Genomic DNA, 18,323 nt, shown 5'->3' with positions numbered 1-18,323 from the left:
GCCACGGTTTTAGCCACAACAAATTTATAGTCACTACACTTACCTCCATGAAACATGACGCAGACGTAGTAGTGGCAGGGGGCGGCCCGGTGGGGCTGATGCTCGCCTGCGAACTCGCCCTGGCTCAGGTGTCGGTCGTCGTCCTGGAGCGGCTGACCGACGTGGATACGAAGATCAAGGCGGGGGCGATCAACTCCCCCACGTCAGAGGCCCTTTACCGGCGCGGAATGCTGCCCGGCCTGGCGGCGGCACAGCGCGACGCCTACGACAGGGTCAGCTCGTTCATGCGGCAGCGCCAGGCCGCCGGCGCCACCGGGGTGCAGCAGCCACCGAAGTTCGCCGGGCACTTCGCGGGCATCATGCTGCGCGGCGACCTGCTGGACGAGTCCGACCCGGACTTCGACGGCCCCGGCCCCGCCACCGAGGTCGGCTTCGTCCCCCAGGAGCCCCTGGAGCGGCTGCTCGGTGCCCGCGCCGCCGAACTGGGGGTCGACCTGCGCCGCGGGGTGACCCTGACCGGCTTCGACGCCGACGAGGACGGTGTGCACGTCCACACCTCGGACGGGTCGCTGCGCACCGGCTGGCTGGCCGGCTGCGACGGCGGCCGCAGTACCGTCCGCCGGCTCGCCGGTTTCCCCTTCCCCGGTACGGCCCCGGAGATCACCGGCCATCAGGCCATCGTCGAGATGACCGGCGCCGACGCCCTGGGCGCAGGCTGGAACTGCACCCGGACGGGGACGTACGTCCACGGCCCGGTGCCCGGCCGGATCCTCACCGTGGAGTTCGACGGGCCGCCCACGGACCGCGAAGCCCCCGTCACCACCGAGGAGTTGCAGACCTCCTTGCGGAAGGTGTCCGGGGTCGCGGACGTCACGATCCACAAGGTGCACTCGGCGACCCGGTTCACCGATAACGCGCGCCAGGTGCCCGATTACCGGTCGGGGCGGGTGCTGCTCGCCGGTGACGCGGCGCACGTCCACTCGCCGTTCGGCGGCCAGGGCCTGAATCTCGGCATCGGCGACGCCATGAACCTCGGCTGGAAACTGGCCGCCACGGTGCACGGCCGGGCACCGGAGGGGCTGCTCGACAGCTACACGGCCGAGCGGCACCCCCTGGGAGCATGGGTGCTGGAGTGGACCCGGGCCCAAGTGGCGCTGATGCGGCCGGAGTCGCACGCCCGGGCACTGCGCGGGGTGATCGCAGAACTGGCGGAAACGGTCACCGCCACCACCTTCTTCGCCAAGAAGATCTCCGGCGTCCGGCAGCACTACGACCTGCCCGGCGACCATCCGCTGACCGGCCGCAGCGCGCCCGACCTGGAACTCCAGGACGGCACCCGGCTCGCGGACCATCTGCACGGCGGGCAGGGGCTGTTGCTCGATCTCGCCGGGGACGCCGAGGTGCGCAGGTGCGCCACCGGATACGGCGACCGGATACGGGTGCTCACGGTGGGCTGCCCGGGGCGGCCCGGTCTGGCCGGCCTTCTGGTACGTCCTGATGGGGCCACCGCCTGGGCGGTGGACGCCCCCGGCGGCCCGGACGGGCTGGACGCCGCGCTCCGGCTCTGGTTCGGGGCGCCCGGCGAAGCGGCGGCCTGACCTCCGGGCCCGAGGCCCTCGCGGGCGGCGCAGACCGGCGGATCCTCCCTGCTGCCACGCGCCGCCCGCTCCGCCCGCGTACCCCTCGATCGGCGCCGGCCCACTCCCGAACCCGCCGTGACGGCGCTAGCGTCGGACCATGACCCCCACCTCGCCCGACTTCTTGCACGATGTGGCAGCCGTTCGTGAGGCCACCGACCGGCTCCTCGTCTCGGTGAGCAAACTCGACGACGCAGCGATCGGCGAGCCGTCGCTGCTGCCCGGCTGGACCCGCGGCCATGTCCTCTCCCATCTGGCCCGCAACGCGGACGCGCTGGGCAACCTCCTCACCTGGGCGCGGACGGATGTGCCCACGCCGATGTACGCCGGCCCCGAGGCCCGTGCCGCCGATATCGAGCGGGGCGCCGACCGCCCGCTGGCGGTGCATCTGGAGGATCTCAAGGAGTCCGCCGCACGGTTCGACACGGCGATGGAGGCGCTGCCGGAGTCCCGCCGCGCCTACGAGGTCGAGATGCGCAACCACGTCGTCGAACGGGCCGACCGGCTGCCGCTGCGCCGGCTGGCCGAGCTCGAACTGCACCATGTCGACCTCGGCGTGGGCCACACCGTCGACCAGCTCTCCCCCGACTTCGTCGAGCGCCAACTGGCCTTCCTGGCCACGGTCAAGTTCGCCGGCCACCCGGATCTGCCCCCGCTGGAACTGCGGTCCGACGACGGCCGCCGGTGGCGCACCGGCCGCCTCGCCACCGGGCCGGGCGCCGAGGACCGGCCCGTGGTGGTGACGGGCTCCGCGGTCGCGCTGGTGGGCTGGCTCACCGGACGCGGCGAGGGCGGCTCTCTCGACGGTCACGGCTCCGTCCTGCCCGCGGTGCCGCCGCTCTAGAGTGGTCCCATGGGCTACAGCGGAGCAGTGAAGGTCGGCGGACCGGCCGACGTGCACGAGCTGACCGACCTGATGATCTCGAAGGTCGCGGTCGGTCCGATGGACAACAACGCCTATGTGCTGCGATGCCGGGCGACCGATGAGCAGTTGCTGATCGACGCGGCCGCGGAACCGCACACCCTTCTCGCGCTGATCGGCGACAGCGGTATCGGGTCCGTGGTCACCACGCACCGGCACGGCGACCACTGGGGCGCGCTGCGCGAGGTCGTCGATGCGACGGGCGCACGGACCTACGCGGGGCGGTACGACGCCGAAGGCATTCCCGTCCCCACGGATGTGCCGGTCGAGGACGGCGACACCCTCACCGTCGGCCGGGTCGAGCTGACCGCGCGCCATCTGGTCGGGCACACACCGGGCAGCATCGCGCTGGTCTACGACGACCCGCACGGCGCTCCGCATCTGTTCACCGGGGACTGCCTGTTCCCCGGTGGCGTCGGCAACACCTTCGGCAGCGCCGAGAACTTCACCCGGCTGATCGACGATGTGGAGCGCAAGCTCTTCGGCGAACTTCCCGACGAGACCTGGGTCTATCCGGGCCACGGCTCCGACACCACGCTCGGCGCGGAGCGGCCGCACCTCGCCCAGTGGCGCGAGCGCGGCTGGTAACGCAGGGGGACGGCCAGGGCGAGGTACCGCGGGTACTCCCCTCAGGGGACCCCTACGAACGACGGCGCCCGGTTCGCGCTCCGGTGAGGAGCGGGAACCGGGCGCCGCACGCCGTGCGGCCGGCCTCAGACGTCGATGCGCTCCTTGGCCGCCGCGTCGGCCGCGGCCTGCTTCTTCGAGGCACGCAGGCTGGTGATCGTCGTGACGACCAGCACGGCACAGATGACGCCCAGCGAGACCGGAATACTGATCTCCGGAACAGCCACCCCGGACTCGTGCAGGGCGTGCAGCACCAGCTTCACACCGATGAACCCCAGGATGATCGACAGGCCGTACGAGAGGTGGACCAGCTTCTTGAGCAGGCCGCCGATCAGGAAGTACAGCTGCCGCAGACCCATCAGGGCGAAGGCGTTGGCGGTGAAGACGATGTACGGGTCCTGGGTGAGGCCGAAGATCGCCGGGATGGAGTCCAGCGCGAAGAGGACATCGGTGGTGCCGATCGCCAGCATGACGATCAGCATCGGCGTCATCAGCCGCTTGCCGTTCTCCACGATGAACAGCTTGGTGCCGTGGTACGTGTCGGTCGACGGGAAGCGCTTCTCGACCAGCTTGAGGAAGCGGTTCTCCTCGAACTCCTCGTCCTCCTCCTCGGCACGGGCCTCCTTGATCAGCTTCCACGCCGTCCAGATGAGGAACGCGCCGAAGATGTAGAACACCCAGGAGAAGTTGGCGATGATCGCGGCGCCCGCGCCGATGAAGCCGGCCCGCAGCACCAGCGCGATCAGCACACCCACCATCAGCACCCGCTGCTGGTAGATCGCCGGGACCGCGAACTTCGCCATGATCAGTACGAAGACGAAGAGGTTGTCGACGCTCAGGGACTTCTCGGTGATGAAGCCCGCGAAGAATTCACCGGCCGGCGCGGCACCGCCGAACAGCAGCAGCCCGAGGCCGAAGAGCCCGGCAAGCGCGATCCAGACACCGGTCCAGATTCCGGCCTCCTTGAGGGAGACCTCGTGCGGTTTACGTCCGCCGATAAAGAAATCGGCGGCGATCAGGGCGCACAGACCAAGGATGGTCAGCACCCACAGGTTCAGGGAAACGTCCACTGCTCCTCCGGCAGAGTCGTACGGCACTTACAGCGTCGTCGCTGCCGGAGGTCTCTTCCGCCCCGCTCCGCCGCATGGGGGAACGGGGCCGACGCCCCGGGATCGCGTCACACTCGCGATCCGTGATGACGGGTACGTCGTAGCGGGAATACTCCCCTCCGCACCAAGAAGCGTAAAGGAAGGGCAATGAATAGTAAAGAAAAAGGCAAAAGGCCTGGTCAAGATGGCCGACGAGCGGCCGCTACCCGGCTCAGCACCTGGTGCACCACCTGACTTCCCTTCGGGGGGAGCGGTGGCTCGTACGTCCAGGCATGACCGACCCAGGGGTCGGCGAGATGGGCATCGGGCACCGGTGTGATCCGCAGCAGCGAGCGCCACAGCGGGTCGAGGACCGGACCGTATTCCCGGGCCTGGGCGCGGTCGGCGACCATCATCAGCTGCACGCCGACGGCCGGCCCCTCGTCGGCGAGGTAGCGGAGCCGGGTGAGGGCGCGGTCGTCGAAGCCGTGCGGGAAATCGTGCACGATCAGCAGCTGGCCGGCGGTGTCGAGGTCCGGCGGGAGGGAGTCCGCTGCGCGGTGGCGCACGGCCAGCTGGACGAGGTCCACCCGTCGCGTCAGCTCCTCCAGCACCGCGGTCACCCCCTGGGCGCCGGGCACCGGGGCGGCGGGCAGCACACCGCTCTCCACCAGCGGCGCAAGTGCGGGCGCAGCGGTACCGCCCGGGTCGATGACCTGGACCGCGAAGTCACCGGCGGGGTGGATGGCCAACAGCCGGGCGGCGATCGCCACGGCCGTCTCCATGGCCTGCCGGCGCAGCTCCGCCTCGTCGGGCGACCCGTCCGTGAGCGCGCTGCCCAGTTCCCGCCGGGCGATATCGCGCCCGGGGTCGGGGCCGGTGCCCGCGGCGTAGGAATCGGGCCCGCAGTCGATCCACAGCCCGCGCTCCAGGGGGAGGCGTACCAGCATCGGAATGCGCAGGTCCAGGACTTCCGGGAGGTGCAGATCGCCCAGGCGCAACGCCATTGGACGCGTGGTCGGGGCGTGGTAGCCCTGCCAGACGGGGTTGTCCCAGCGGGCGAAGGCGGGCGGCAGGGCGGGCTCGACGACCGCCGACTCGGCCGCGAGCTGTGCGAGGTCACGGTCGAGGGCGGCGCGGGCCTGGGTGACGAGGGCGGCGTGCTTGTCGCGGGCGGCGGCACGGGCGTCGTCGGCCGCCGTGCCGAGGCGGTTGCGCGGGTCGGACAGGACCTGGTCGAGCTCCTGCTCCAGGCGCGACTCGGCGAAGCCGGATGCGCTGCGGTAGGCCGCGACCGAGCGGGCCAGGTCCTCGAACATCCCCCAGACCTGGTTGTAGAGCCGCTCCTCCATGCTCCAGCCGGCGGCGTCACCGGCCACGGGCTGCGGGGGGCCGCCGGCCGACGCGGGGCTGCCGGCCGACGAGGAAGCGGGGGCGGCCGGTGCCGGTGCCGGACCGGCTGGTGCCGGGGTGTTGCGGCGCTTCGGATGGCGGTAGTCGACGGGGCCGTCGCCCACGGACGCGGGCGCTGCGCCTGCCGTGTCGGCTCCGGCCTGCGCTCCTGCCCCGGGGCCGGCCCCGAGTCCGGCCCCGGGTCCGGCCCCGGGTCCGGCCCCTGGTCCGGTCCCTGGTCCGGTCCCGGAGGGTGCCGGGCCGTCAGCTGCGGGAGGGTGCGCGGAGGACGGACCGGCACCGGGCCGTTCGGACCGGCTCGCCGCCACGGGGGCGGGCGCAGGGACCGCGCGGGCCTGTCCCCGGCCGACCGCTTCCTCGATCTCCGCGGCCAGCTCCGCCGCCTGCGGCAGGCCCTGGTCGCCGAGCATCGCCGTGAGGCCGTCGGCATACCCCTGGCCCACGGCGCGTACCTTCCAGCCGCCCTGCCGTCGATAGAGCTCCACGGCGACGACGGCGGACTCGGCGCCCAGGCCGGTGACGGTGTAGCGGGCGAGGCCGGTGCCGTCGAGGTCGGTGACCGTGACGGCGGGCGCGGCGGCCGACCCGAAGGTGGTCAGGGCGCCGGTCCCGCCGGTCAGCGCCAGCAGCACGCTCACCCGGTGGACGGCGCCCGGCAGCGCGTCGAGGTCCACCGCGATGCGGTGCTCGGCGGCCGCCTGACGGGGAACCTCGATGCCGGTGCGACGCGGCGCGCCCGGGTGGGCCACCGCCTCGGCGCCGGCGAGCCTGCCCTGCTCGTCGCCGAGGGTGACCCCGGCCATGACGGCAGCGCCCGCCGTCACCCGGATCTCCACCCGCGTCCGGTCCAGTGGATGGTTCTGCCCCCGGACCAGCTCGGCCGTCATCGTTGTTCCCCCTGGTGGTTGTGGCATGCCCGGGCCTGCCCCGGGCGCGGGCCCGGGGGTTCGACGGCGCGGCCCGGTACGCGCCGCCGCGACGGTGGTGGCTACAGGTGCGGCAGGATCGCCGGCACGAGGTCCTGGAACGTGCGGCCGACGGAGGGCTCGCCGATGGCGGTCATCTGCCAGCCGTCGCCCACGCGGTGCACCTTGGACATGACCTGTGCGGTGTAGTTGCCGCCGCCCGTCAGGGTGTACCGGGCCAGTTCCTGGCCCGTGGTCTCGTCGACCAGGCGGCAGAACGCGTCCTGCACCTCGGCGAACGTCTGGCCGGTGAAGGAGTTGACGGTGAACACGATCTGGTCGATGTGCACCGGCACCCGCGCCAGGTCGACCAGGATCGCCTCGTCGTCGCCGCCCTGGCCCGCGCCGCCGACCAGGTTGTCGCCGGTGTGCCGGACCGCGCCGTCGTCGCTGACCAGGTGCTGGAAGAAGACGACGTCTATCGGCTTCTGGCCGGCGAACAGCACCGCCGAAGCGTCGAGGTCGATCTCGCTGGTCCGCCTGCCGAACAGGCCACGGCGCGGCGCCGAGCGCCACCCCAGCCCCATCCGCACCGCGGTCAGGCTTCCGCCGTCGGACTTCTGCAGGCTGATGCCCTGCCCCTTGGACAAATTGACCGACACGCGCCGTCCCCTCTCTGTACTGTCCCCGCCCAGCTTTCCGGCGGCCCCTTCGACCCTACGCACGACGACGGGCCGGGGGCGCGCCGGACCCGCGTTTTGTGGCGCTTCTGCAACACACCGGGCGCCGCTGGACAACCCCCCGCTCACGTGCGGCGATGCCGCACCGGGACGGCTGGTGGCCGCCCGGGCGGGCAGCCGCGCACCACCCCGGCACTCCCCCTCAGCCCCTCCCTCTCAGCTCATGCCCCTCCAGCTCATGCCGCTCCCCCTTACTTCACCCCGGCCTCCCTCATTTGCCGCAGTTCCTTCTTCAGTTCGCCCACCTCGTCGCGCAGCCTGGCGGCGACCTCGAACTGCAGCTCGGCCGCGGCGGCCCGCATCCGCTCCGTCATCTCCTCGATGAGCGCGGCCAGTTCGGCGGCGGGACGGTCCGTCAGGGCCGCATCCGCCTTGCCGCCCTTGCCCTTCGCGGCCTTTCCGCCGAGCGCCGGGACCGGCGCCTTGCCCGGGGCCTCCTTGGCGTCGGCGCCCTTGCGGAACCCCGTGCCCAGCAGCTCCTGGGTGTCGATCTCCTCGCGGGCGAGGGTGGCGACGATGTCACCGATCTTCTTGCGGAGCGGCTGCGGGTCGATGCCGTTCTCCTTGTTGTACGCCAGCTGCTTCTCCCGGCGGCGGTTGGTCTCGTCGATGGCCTTCGCCATCGCCGGGGTGATCTTGTCGGCGTACATGTGCACCTGTCCGGAGACATTGCGCGCCGCACGCCCGATGGTCTGGATGAGCGCCGAACCGGACCGCAGGAAGCCCTCCTTGTCGGCGTCCAGAATGGCCACCAGCGAGACCTCGGGGAGGTCGAGGCCCTCCCGCAGCAGGTTGATGCCCACCAGGACGTCGTACTCACCCGATCGCAGCTCACGCAGCAGCTCCACCCGGCGCAGGGTGTCCACGTCGCTGTGCAGATAGCGCACCTGGATACCGAGCTCGAGGAAGTAGTCCGTAAGGTCCTCGGCCATCTTCTTGGTGAGGGTGGTGACCAGGATGCGCTCGTCCTTCTCCGTGCGCGTACGGATCTCGTGCACCAGGTCGTCGATCTGTCCGTCGGTGGGCTTGACCACCACTTCCGGGTCGACCAGGCCGGTCGGGCGGATGATCTGCTCCACGAAGCCGTCGCCCCGGGCGAGCTCGTACTTCCCGGGAGTCGCGGACAGGTAGACGGTCTGGCCGATGCGCCCCAGGAACTCTTCCCACTTCAGCGGCCGGTTGTCCATGGCGGACGGGAGCCGGAAACCGTGCTCGACGAGGGTGCGCTTCCGCGAGGCATCGCCCTCGTACATGGCACCGATCTGCGGGACCGTGACATGCGACTCGTCGATGACCAGCAAGAAGTCGTCCGGGAAGTAGTCGAGGAGGGTGTTGGGCGCGGAGCCGGGCTCGCGGCCGTCCATGTGCATCGAGTAGTTCTCGATGCCCGAGCAGGAGCCGATCTGACGCATCATCTCGATGTCGTAGGTGGTACGCATCCGCAGCCGCTGGGCCTCCAGATGCTTGCCCTGCTTCTCCATCGTGGCGAGGCTGTCCGCCAGCTCGGCCTCGATCCCGGCGATGGCCCGCTCCATGCGCTCCGGGCCCGCGATGTAATGGCTGGCCGGGAAGACGTACAGCTCCTGGTCTTCGCTGATGACCTCGCCGGTGAGCGGATGGAGGGTGGACAGCGCCTCGATCTCGTCGCCGAACATCTCGATCCGCACGGCCAGCTCTTCGTACACCGGGAAGATCTCGATGGTGTCGCCGCGCACCCGGAAGGTGCCACGGGTGAAGGCCACGTCGTTGCGGGTGTACTGGATGTCGACGAAGCGGCGCAGCAGCGCGTCGCGGTCGAATTCGTCGCCGACCTTCAGCGGCACCATCCGGTCGACGTACTCCTGCGGTGTACCCAGGCCGTAGATGCAGGACACCGAAGCGACCACGACGACATCGCGCCGGGTGAGCAGCGAATTCGTCGCGGAGTGACGCAGCCGTTCGACCTCCTCGTTGATGGAGGAGTCCTTCTCGATGTACGTATCGGACTGCGGGACGTACGCCTCGGGCTGGTAGTAGTCGTAGTAGGAGACGAAGTATTCGACTGCGTTGTTCGGCAGCAGCTCGCGGAATTCGTTGGCGAGCTGGGCCGCGAGGGTCTTGTTGGGCGCCATGACGAGCGTCGGGCGCTGCAGCTTCTCGATCATCCACGCGGTGGTCGCCGACTTGCCGGTGCCGGTCGCACCGAGCAGGACGACGTCCTTTTCACCCCCGCGGATACGCCGGTCGAGTTCGGCGATGGCCGCGGGCTGGTCGCCGTTGGGCTGGTAGGGGCTGACGACCTCGAAGGGCGCCACCGTGCGTTCGATGTTTGATACGGGCCGCATGGCATCCACCGTACGACTCGGCACTGACAATCGACGCGACCAGCGCCCTGACCTGCGATTTCGAGGTTTGTGACGGGACCGGCGGGCGCCGGGTGGTACCCGACGGGCGCCGGACCACGGCCCGCGGTCGGCCGGGGGCGGCGGACGGCGGGCGGCACGGAGCGGCGGACGGCGCGGGCCGGCGAGCCGCACCGGAGCCCGGGACACCGCAGGCCGGCGATGGCCCTCGCGCCCCGGGCCCATGGGTGCGACGCGCCCACGCACGGAGCCGGCGCGGCGGCCCGCCCCGCGAGCTGTTCGACCAAAACCGTTCAGGCGCACGAGGGGTGACGCATCATCGGTCAAGATGCGCGGATGCCGCGGCTCCGGCAAGTTGGACGGCGTCGGGGCGTACGTCTGTAGCACGGCCAATCCGGGCATCCTGCAACTGCGTGTCGCTCCGCAACGGAAAACCGGCCACTCCCCGTTCAGCGCCCGGCCACCACACGACCGCCTCCCGCTACGGCACAGCTGCGAGCCTCTGCCCGTCCGACCCGGTTCACGTCACTTCACGTCAGCTCACGTCCACGACGTCACGAGGAGTCCGTATGCGTATTCGCCCCGTTGCCGCCGGTGCGCTCATGGGTCTGTCCGCGCTCGCCCTCTCCACCACCGTCGCCCAGGCCGCACCGGACGGACGCTCTCCGGTGACGATCGCTCACCGCGGCGCCTCGTCGTACGCGCCCGAGAACACCCTGGCCTCGATCGACGCGGCCGACCGGCTCGGCTTCGGGTGGGTCGAGAACGACGTCCAGCGCACCAAGGACGGCGAGCTGGTCATCCTCCATGACAACTCGCTCGCCCGGACGACCAACGTCGAGCAGGTCTTTCCCGGCCGCTCCCCGTGGAACGTATCGGACTTCACGCTCAACGAGATCGAGAAACTCGACGCGGGCAGCTGGTTCGGGCGGAAGTTCCGCGGGGAGCGGGTGCCGACCCTCGAGGACTACATGGACGAGGTCGAGCACAACGACCAGAGTCTGCTGATGGAGCTGAAATCGCCGGAGCTCTACCCGGGCATCGAGCGGCAGACCCTCAACGAGCTGCGTCGCGGGGGCTGGCTGGACAAGGGGCACGTCAAGAGCCGTCTGATCATCCAGAGCTTCAATGCCGACGCCATCAAGGCCGTGCACCGCCTGCGGCCGGACATCAAGACGGGCTTTCTCGGCAATCCTTCCGTCGCCGACCTCCCGAAGTTCGCGAGGTACTGCGATCAGATCAACCCCGTCCACACGGCGGTCACCCCGGAGTACGTCGCCGCCGTGCACGGTCTGAAGGGCCCGCACCGCCGGCCGCTGGACCTGTACACCTGGACCGTCGACGACGCGGCAACCGCGGTCAAGGCCGCCGGTCTGGGCGTCGACGGCATCATCACCAACAAGCCCGACGTGGTCCGCGACGCGGTGGGGGGCGACGACGACTGAGCCGGAGCCGTGGCGGAGGCGGCGGGGAACGGGCTCCGGCGACGGCAGCCGGTCCGTTCCCGCCGCATTGTCAGTGGTGCGTCCTACCCTGATCAGGTGACGAATTCCGAGCAGGTTTCGCGTCCGCAGGAGCCGCCGGGCACCGCACCGGAGGCAGGGGCGGCGGCCCGGCGCGACTGGGCCTGGACACGGCTGGAGACCCCGATCGGCCCGCTGCTGCTCGCCGCGACCCGGGAGGGCCTGGTCCGCGTCGTCTTCCATGCCGACGAGCGGACGGCCCGCCGGGAGCTGACCCGTCTGGAGCAGTTCTTCGGCGGACCGCAGACGGCCGCGGTCCCTCATCTGGCGACGGCCACGGCCGAGCTCACCGCCTATTTCGCCGGGGAGCTGCAGTCCTTCACCGTCCCGTTGGACTGGTCGCTCTCCTCCGGCTTCCACGCCCGGGTCCTGCAGGCCCTGGCCGCCGGGGTCCCCTATGGCGGCGTCGTCGGCTATCAGGACCTCGCCGACCGGGTCGGGGAACCGGGTGCCGCCCGCGCGGTGGGCGCCGCGATGGGTTCCAATCCGCTTCCGGTCGTCGTCCCCTGCCACCGTGTCGTCGCCAGTGACGGCGGCATCGGCGGCTTCGGCGGTGGCCTGGAGACCAAGCGTCTGCTGCTGGCCCTCGAAGGGGTACTGCCCGCTCCGCTCTTCTGACCGCGACCATCGTCCGCCCTCGCCGAGTCCGGCTCCTACGAAAGACAGCCCATGTCCCGTCAGATCGCTCTGCTCCGCGGCATCAATGTCGGCGGCCACAACCCCTTCCCCAAGGCGAAGCAGCTGGAGCTGGCCGAGTCCCTGGGCTTCCGCGAGGTCTCGGTGCTCCTGCAGACCGGCAATATCGTCTTCGCCGATCCCGGTACGCCACCGCATGAGACCGCCCGGGTGCTCCACGACCGGATCGCCGCCGAACTCGGCCTGACGGTGCCGGTCGTCGTCCGGACCGGCGACGAGCTGGCCGCCGTCGTCGCCGCGAATCCGTTTCCCCGGGCCGTGGCGGAACCCAAGAGTCTGCATGTCACGTTCCTGTCGGCGGTGCCGACCGATACGTCCCGGCTGGACACGCTCGACGCGGCCGCGTTCGCGCCCGATCAGTACCGGCTGACCGGGCGCGAACTGTATCTGTGGTGCCCCGACGGCATCGGCCGCTCCAAGCTCGCCGACGTGGTGAGCCGCGCCCGGCTCGGGGTGACGGCCACGGCCCGCAACTGGAACACCGTCACCAAGCTCCTGGCCCTGGCCGACGCCTGAGCCCCGGGGGCCCGGAGTCCCGGAGTCCGGAGCGCCCCGGAGTTCGCAACCCCGGGGCCCCGGAGCTGCGGAGCCCTGCCGTCAGCGCCAGCCGTAGCGCTCGCGCAGCCGGTTGACGACCAGGTTGAAGCGGCCCCGGTCCAGCGCGCAGGCCTCGCGCCGCATCCCGGCCGGGTGCACCCGCAGCACCCGGTCCACAGCCACCCAGGAGTCGCGCCCCGCGCGGTCCCACGGGCCGGTCCCGAGGGGGACCCATTCCCGGTCGTTCTGGTGCCGTTTGCTGGACAGCTGCACGGCCAGCAGCGTTCCGCCGGTCTCGCGGGCGACGACCAGCACAGGGCGGTCCTTGCCCCGGCCGTCGTTCTCCTCGTAGGGCACCCAGGTCCACACGATCTCGCCGGGGTCCGGGTCGCCGTCGGGGTCGGGCGCATAGGACATCTTTACGGTGCCGACGGACTGCGGACGGGCCTCCACGGTCGCGGTGGGCCCCTGGCTGCCGGGCAGCCCGGCGGACTCGTCGGATGCATTGAATGAAGTGGTCACGGACTCACGCTAACCGCCGCCGCCGGCGCGGTGATCAGCGGTCCGCAGGCAGCGGCGCGGGCTCGATTGTCAGTGGTCGGCCGTACGGTTTTTTCCAACGGGGGGACGGCCGTGGAGGGGGCCGAGGACGCAGGCCGGGCCGGACGCTCAGAGCGGGCCGCTCCAGGCCGGCCGGCGGGGATCGTCGGCCCGTACGACCACATCCGCCGCCTCCTCGGGCCGGGTCTCGGTCTCGTAGCGTGCAAACGCGGGCAGGGTCCAGCGCTCGCCCTGCGGGGTGCGGCGGGCGAGCGCGGCCGGTGACAGCTTCAGATGCACGGAGAGATCGAAGGGGAACCAGTGGCCGAGCAGCAGAGGGCCGTGCAGCAGCAGGACGCCGCCGGGCGGCAGCTCCACGTACGCGCTGCGCGTCGCCCGGTCCGCCGCGGGATCCCACAGATCCGGCAGCACCCGCCCGCTGCCGCCCGGGTCCAACGGCTGGAACACCTCACGCCACAGGGCCTGCCGGTCGAACCACTCGTCGTGGTAGGCGTCGGGATCCTCGCGGCCGTATTCCAGCCGCAGCGAAGCGGGGCGCAGAAAGCCGAAGGTGCCGGCCTTGTGCACCGCCCGCCCCCGGATCCGCAGCGCCTCGGCGAGCCGTCCGGCCAGCTCGCCGGGCGAGGCGGCGGGCGCCCCGTCGAGGGCCACGCGCAGCCAGGGGCTCCCGTCCTTCGCCGGCATCGCGGCGATGCGCTCGGCGAGCGCGTCGGTGAGCCGTTCCCAGGTGATCGCTTCGAGCCGCACCCCGCCATTGTGCCCGGCCGCCCGACGCGGGGCGCCGTGCATCGGGCGGGGAACGGCCGGCCCGCCTTGCGCCTCATCGGTACGCCCCTGGTCGGTCGCCTGTGCGCCGAGGGAGAGCCGGGCCGGTTCCTGCGCCGGCCGGCGGGCGGCCGCCGCGGCTCAAGCCTGGTCCGCGGACGGCCGGGCGGCGCCGTGGCGACTCAGTTCGGCCGCCGCCTCCTTCGTCGCCTCGATGACGCCGTCGGGGGCCACCGGCATCACGGACTTGAGCTTGAGAAGCAATACCGCTCCCATGATGGAGCCGTCCCACATGATCGGTGCCGCGCAGGAATTCCAGCCGGCCATGCACTCCTCGTACCCGAGCGCGTGTCCGAGGTCGCGCACCTCGGCGAGGGACTCCACCAGCGCCTCGTTGTCCCGGTAGACACCGGGTCCTGCCTGGTCGGGGACGGGCTCGGCCAGCACCCGCTGCTGGAGCACCTCCGGCAGGTAGGCGAGGATCGTCCGCCCGGAGGCACCGGTGCGCAGCGAACGCGTCACGGACAGCACATCGCGCGGCGTCATCCCCAGCTCCGCGAGGTCGGAGTCGCCAACGGCCATGTCGACGCACTGTCGTTGCGCGCCGGAGAAGGGCGCCACCATGTAGAGGAACGCCAGCCCGTCGTCGGTGGCCGTCCGCAGTTCGCGCAGCACCGTCTGCGAGGTCGCACCGTCGAGGCGGTGGTCGAGCGCGGTGAAGGCCAGTTGGGCCGCCGAGGTGCGCAGCCGGTAGAGGCCGCGGTCCACCCGTTCGAAGATGCGCTGGTAGATGCCGGACTGCAGGATGCGGTAGACGACGGAGTCGTCGAGGCCGGTGAACTCCGCGATCTCACCCGGGCCGTGGGCGGATCCGCCCAGTTCGGCGAAGGCCGTCTGGACGAGGAAGACCCGCTCGGCATGGCCGGATCCCGACGTCCGGGAGCCCGTGGACGACGCGTCCTTGGTTGCCTGGCGCGCTTTCTTGGTGTGGCCCGCGGAACGCGGCGCCACGCCGGTGGCGGGCACGGCGGCCGAGGCCGACGCTCCCGTGGCTGCGGTGCTGTTGCCCATCGTGTGCTCTCTCCCCTGGCAGTGGTGGGCGCCCGAAGGCGCACGGCAGATGTGCTGCGGGCCGGCGCCCCCGCCGGCCGCGGTTCCCGGCGGCCGGTCCCGGGGCCCGCTCCCGCAGCCGTGGTGCCCGTCCGGCACCCCGGGTCACCGGAATTACCGGGCGACGTCGAGGGCCAGTTTCCCGGTCGGGGTGCGTGCGGCCAGATCGTGGTGCGCCCGTGCCGCCTCGCCGAGTGCGTAGGCGGTGCCGGTCAGCGGCTTGAGGGTGCCGTCGGCGACCGCGTCGAACAGTGCCCGCATGGACGTCGGCAGGGCCGTACGGTCCGCGTAGAGCTGCGGCAGCCAGAAGCCCGAGACCGTGATGCTCCGCGCCATCAGCTCCCTGGTCGGCACGCTCGCCAGGTCGCCGCCGGCGAACCCGTAGACGGCGAGGCGGCCTCGCGGTGCGACGGCGGCGAGGGTCCGCTCGAAGGTGACCCCACCGGTCATCTCCAGCGCCGCCGCGACCGGACCGCCGGCCGCGTCCAGGATGCGCTCGGTCAGGTCCTCGGCGGTCGAGTCGACCACTGCGTGGGCGCCCAGTTTCCCGGCCAGTTTGCGCTTCTCCGGGGAGCCCGCGAGGCCGATGACCTTGGCTCCGGCGTGCGCGGCGAGCTGGACGGCCAGCGAACCGACGCCGCCTGCCGCGGCCGGTACGACGACGGTCTCGCCCTCGGCCAGGCGCAGCGAGGTGAACAGCAGATGCCAGGCGCTGTTGCCCTGCAGCGCCAGCGCAACGGCCTGTTCGTCGCTGATGGCGTCGGGGACGTCCCAGGTCACGCGGCGGTGCAGCAGTGTCCGCTCCGCGTATCCGCCGCCACGGCACAGCCCGACGACGCGCCGTCCGCCGTCCGCCCTCCCCACGACCTCGTTCCCGGGTACGTACGGCAGCTCGACGGGTGCGAGATAGGAGTCCCCGCGTACGTGCACATCCGCGTAGTTGATGCCGGCCAGGGACACCTCGACCAGCGAGTGGCCGCCGCGGGGAGCGGGCTCGGGAACGTCCTCGAGCCGCAGCACGTCCGGGCCGCCGAATTCTCGCATCACAATCGCGCGCACGACTCTCCCTCGGGTTCTCCAGTGCGGTGCCCGCACAGGGTAGGCAGTCCGGCCTTCGGTCCGTCCGTACCCGATCATTTCCCGCCAACCCTGCGGGACTTCGCGTGCCGCCGTATCTCCCCTCACGGGATTTTCCGGCCCGCCTTTCTCGCGTCGCGAGAAAGCGCCGCAGCGGTTTCCGCCCATTGCACCGTTTTGCTGCAGATCTACCCATCGGTATCTCCGGGGTGGCCACCACGCGCCCCTCCCTCACACCCGGCTGTCGGATGTGATCGCCGCCGCCTACGATCCGGAAGGGTGCCCACCGTTGACCAGATGTGACGGCTGCGTCCCCCGGGGCAGAGCTCATTCCACGAGGCAGTTGTGCTCGCCCGCCCCACCCGGTGATACGGGCGGGTGGCGGAGGAGGACGTGGCGGTGCGCGGGGCGACGCGGCACGGCCTGAGGGGGAATCATGATGGGGAAATCGGGGGGCGGCAGGCCGGCATTCGCGTCGGCCTGCCGGGACCCACAACGAGCGCAACCGCTTCCACCGGCACCTCTGCGCATGCTGCGGACCGCATCCGCGTCCCTGCCGTTCTCGTTGACGGCTTCGTTCACCGCCGTCACCGACGCCGTCATCGCCGCCGCGCGCCGGCGTTCCCGACCGTATGCGGCACCGCCCTTTCTGGACGTGGCCCGCACCCGCCGGGGATCCGTGCTCCGCCGCCGAGAAAGGGACTGCCCATGAACGGATCGAGCACGACGAGCAGCAACGGGCTCCAGTTCAACCACCCCTACCTCGCCGTGGTGCTCGGCGGCGGCTTCACGGGCATGCTCGCCGCCGCGACGCTGTCCGAACACGCCGACGTCATCGTCGTCGAGCGTGACCGGCTGCCCCGGACCCCCGCCCTCCCCACGGACCTACCGCGGGCCCGGCACGCCCATCTGCTGACGGCGGACGGCGCCCGGCTGATCGATGCCCTGCTGCCCGGCAGCGTCGAACGCTGGCTGGCCGAGGGCGCCCGCAGGATGCCGAAACCGGCGGAGTACACGGACCGGTACCCGGCGGGCCGGTTAGGCCGACGGGCACGCCCGGAGCATCTGATCGCCTGCTCCCGCGATCTGCTCGACCGGGTCATCCGCCAACAGGTACCGGCCCTCCCGGGGGTGAGCGTCCTCGACGGAACCGAAGCAGCCGGGCTCACCGGCACCGCGGAACACATCACCGGCGTGCGCGTCCGGGACACCACCACCGGCGCCACATACCGTCTGGATGCCGACCTCGTCGTCGATGCCACCGGCCGGCACTCCACCACCCGGGACCGGCTGGCCGCGCTGGGGCTGCCCGCCGCACCCGAAGACCTCGCGGACCGCCACATCGTCTCGGCCACCCGTATTTTCCGTGCCCCTAACGGCATGGAAAACTGCCCGGTACTCACCACCCGTTCGGCGTTCACCGGCCCGGCTCCCGGTGCTGTCGCACCGCGGCGCCCGGTTCCCGGCAAGACGGCGACACTGGTCCCCATCGAGGGCGGGCGCTGGCTGGTCACGCTCACCGGCACCGGGGACGACCGGCCCTCCGAACACGCGGGCCGGTTCGTGCCGTTCGCCCGCTGCACGGGTAACGGCGTCATCGGCGACCTCATCGCGGACGCCGAGCCGCTGAGCGAGGTGCGGCTGTCCCGCGACACCACCAGCCGGCGGCGGCGCTATGAACAACTGCCGTCCTGGCCGACCGGATTCGTCGTCCTCGGGGGTGCCGTGGTCTCGCTCGCCCCCGACTGCGGTCAGGGCCTGTCCCTCGCCGCCCATGGTGCCGCCGCGCTGCGCGGGGCGCTTCGGCGGCACGGGATCGACGAGCCGGCGCTTGCCCGGAAGGTGCAGCGGAGCCTCGGACGCCTCGCCCGCGCACCGTGGTCGCTGGCCACCGGCACGGTGTTCCCCTCCCCCACCGGCGGCCGGCCCACTGTCAGCCGCGCCTACCTCGATGTCGTCACGCCCTCCGCACCGGCGGCCCCGGTCCTGCGCCCCTCCGCCGTACTCGGCCTGCTCCGGAATGCGGCGCGGACCGGAGCGGCGGCAAGCGGTGCAGCGCGCGGGCCGGGTGCACCGCAGGCGCTCCCGCCCCCGCTGCCGACGACGTCCGGCCCCGCTTCGTCCGCCGCCCCGCTTCCCCCGGCAGCGGCCGGTGCCGCCTCCGCACTCGCGGCGACGCCCGCCGCCACGCTCTCCGCCGCGCCGCCCGCTCCGGGGCAGCCCTCGGCGCCGCCCCGGCCCCACGGCTCCGAGCCCGCTCCCAGACGCTTCCCGCGCCTCGGTTTCGGGCCGACCGCGCTGCGCCGTCTCGGCGGGGCCGGCCGACGGAAACCGGCCGACGGCTGAGGCCGCCACCGCGTCGACGCCGCCTATCCGCCGC

At 71.9% G+C, this 18,323-nt stretch carries 15 protein-coding genes; 7 read left to right on the top strand and 8 right to left on the bottom strand.

Annotation, left to right across the window (positions count from 1 at the left end):
- Positions 1-47 precede the first annotated feature (47 nt).
- The 3 genes from ACF088_RS26110 (at position 48) to ACF088_RS26100 (ending at position 3,147) form a co-directional block, all read left to right on the top strand.
- Positions 48-1,598, top strand: a complete 1,551-nt coding sequence (locus tag ACF088_RS26110; protein ID WP_392378244.1) for an FAD-dependent monooxygenase — start codon at positions 48-50, stop codon at positions 1,596-1,598.
- Positions 1,599-1,737: 139 nt separating this feature from the next.
- Positions 1,738-2,481, top strand: a complete 744-nt coding sequence (locus ACF088_RS26105) for a maleylpyruvate isomerase family mycothiol-dependent enzyme (protein ID WP_392378243.1) — start codon at positions 1,738-1,740, stop codon at positions 2,479-2,481.
- Between the two features lie 9 nt (positions 2,482-2,490).
- Positions 2,491-3,147 carry an MBL fold metallo-hydrolase gene (locus ACF088_RS26100; protein WP_392378242.1) on the top strand — a complete coding sequence of 219 codons (657 nt, stop codon included), beginning with the start codon at positions 2,491-2,493 and terminating at the stop codon, positions 3,145-3,147.
- 125 nt (positions 3,148-3,272) lie between these two features.
- Here ACF088_RS26100 and ACF088_RS26095 read toward each other — a convergent pair whose 3' ends face one another.
- From ACF088_RS26095 to uvrB, 4 genes are all read right to left on the bottom strand, one after another.
- Positions 3,273-4,256 (bottom strand): TerC family protein, encoded by a 984-nt coding sequence (locus ACF088_RS26095; RefSeq protein ID WP_392378241.1) that lies wholly within the window; start codon positions 4,254-4,256, stop codon positions 3,273-3,275.
- A gap of 218 nt (positions 4,257-4,474) precedes the next feature.
- Positions 4,475-6,574, bottom strand: coding sequence for a TerD family protein (locus ACF088_RS26090; RefSeq protein WP_392378239.1), 2,100 nt, complete (start codon positions 6,572-6,574; stop codon positions 4,475-4,477).
- Positions 6,575-6,675: 101 nt separating this feature from the next.
- Positions 6,676-7,254 carry a TerD family protein gene (locus ACF088_RS26085; protein WP_392378238.1) on the bottom strand — a complete coding sequence of 193 codons (579 nt, stop codon included), beginning with the start codon at positions 7,252-7,254 and terminating at the stop codon, positions 6,676-6,678.
- A 269-nt stretch (positions 7,255-7,523) separates the two neighbouring features.
- Positions 7,524-9,656: an excinuclease ABC subunit UvrB gene (gene uvrB / locus ACF088_RS26080; protein WP_392378237.1), complete on the bottom strand. Its 2,133-nt coding sequence runs from the start codon at positions 9,654-9,656 to the stop codon at positions 7,524-7,526.
- A 587-nt stretch (positions 9,657-10,243) separates the two neighbouring features.
- Between uvrB and ACF088_RS26075 the strand changes: the two genes are divergently transcribed.
- From ACF088_RS26075 to ACF088_RS26065, 3 genes are all read left to right on the top strand, one after another.
- Positions 10,244-11,119: a glycerophosphodiester phosphodiesterase gene (locus tag ACF088_RS26075; protein WP_392378236.1), complete on the top strand. Its 876-nt coding sequence runs from the start codon at positions 10,244-10,246 to the stop codon at positions 11,117-11,119.
- A gap of 96 nt (positions 11,120-11,215) precedes the next feature.
- Positions 11,216-11,815 carry a methylated-DNA--[protein]-cysteine S-methyltransferase gene (locus ACF088_RS26070; protein ID WP_392378235.1) on the top strand — a complete coding sequence of 200 codons (600 nt, stop codon included), beginning with the start codon at positions 11,216-11,218 and terminating at the stop codon, positions 11,813-11,815.
- Between the two features lie 51 nt (positions 11,816-11,866).
- Positions 11,867-12,409, top strand: coding sequence for a DUF1697 domain-containing protein (locus ACF088_RS26065; RefSeq protein WP_392378233.1), 543 nt, complete (start codon positions 11,867-11,869; stop codon positions 12,407-12,409).
- A gap of 81 nt (positions 12,410-12,490) precedes the next feature.
- Here the strand turns inward: ACF088_RS26065 and ACF088_RS26060 are convergent, their stop codons facing one another.
- The 4 genes from ACF088_RS26060 to ACF088_RS26045 form a co-directional block, all read right to left on the bottom strand.
- Positions 12,491-12,952, bottom strand: a complete 462-nt coding sequence (locus ACF088_RS26060) for a type II toxin-antitoxin system PemK/MazF family toxin (protein ID WP_392378232.1) — start codon at positions 12,950-12,952, stop codon at positions 12,491-12,493.
- 147 nt (positions 12,953-13,099) lie between these two features.
- Positions 13,100-13,738 (bottom strand): uridine kinase, encoded by a 639-nt coding sequence (locus tag ACF088_RS26055; protein WP_392378231.1) that lies wholly within the window; start codon positions 13,736-13,738, stop codon positions 13,100-13,102.
- A 159-nt stretch (positions 13,739-13,897) separates the two neighbouring features.
- Positions 13,898-14,827, bottom strand: a complete 930-nt coding sequence (locus tag ACF088_RS26050) for an IclR family transcriptional regulator C-terminal domain-containing protein (protein ID WP_392378230.1) — start codon at positions 14,825-14,827, stop codon at positions 13,898-13,900.
- A 153-nt stretch (positions 14,828-14,980) separates the two neighbouring features.
- Positions 14,981-15,925: a zinc-binding alcohol dehydrogenase family protein gene (locus tag ACF088_RS26045; RefSeq protein ID WP_392378229.1), complete on the bottom strand. Its 945-nt coding sequence runs from the start codon at positions 15,923-15,925 to the stop codon at positions 14,981-14,983.
- 726 nt (positions 15,926-16,651) lie between these two features.
- On the opposite strand from ACF088_RS26045, the gene ACF088_RS26040 reads away from it, so the two are divergent.
- The gene (locus ACF088_RS26040; RefSeq protein ID WP_392378227.1) at positions 16,652-18,289 is read left to right on the top strand and encodes an FAD-dependent oxidoreductase; all 1,638 of its coding nucleotides are present in this window, start codon (positions 16,652-16,654) and stop codon (positions 18,287-18,289) included.
- Positions 18,290-18,323: the final 34 nt, after the last annotated feature.

The organism is Streptomyces sp. NPDC015125 (assembly GCF_043080045.1).
Classification (GTDB): Bacteria; Actinomycetota; Actinomycetes; order Streptomycetales; family Streptomycetaceae; genus Streptomyces.
This window is presented reverse-complemented; position numbering and strand designations above follow the sequence as displayed.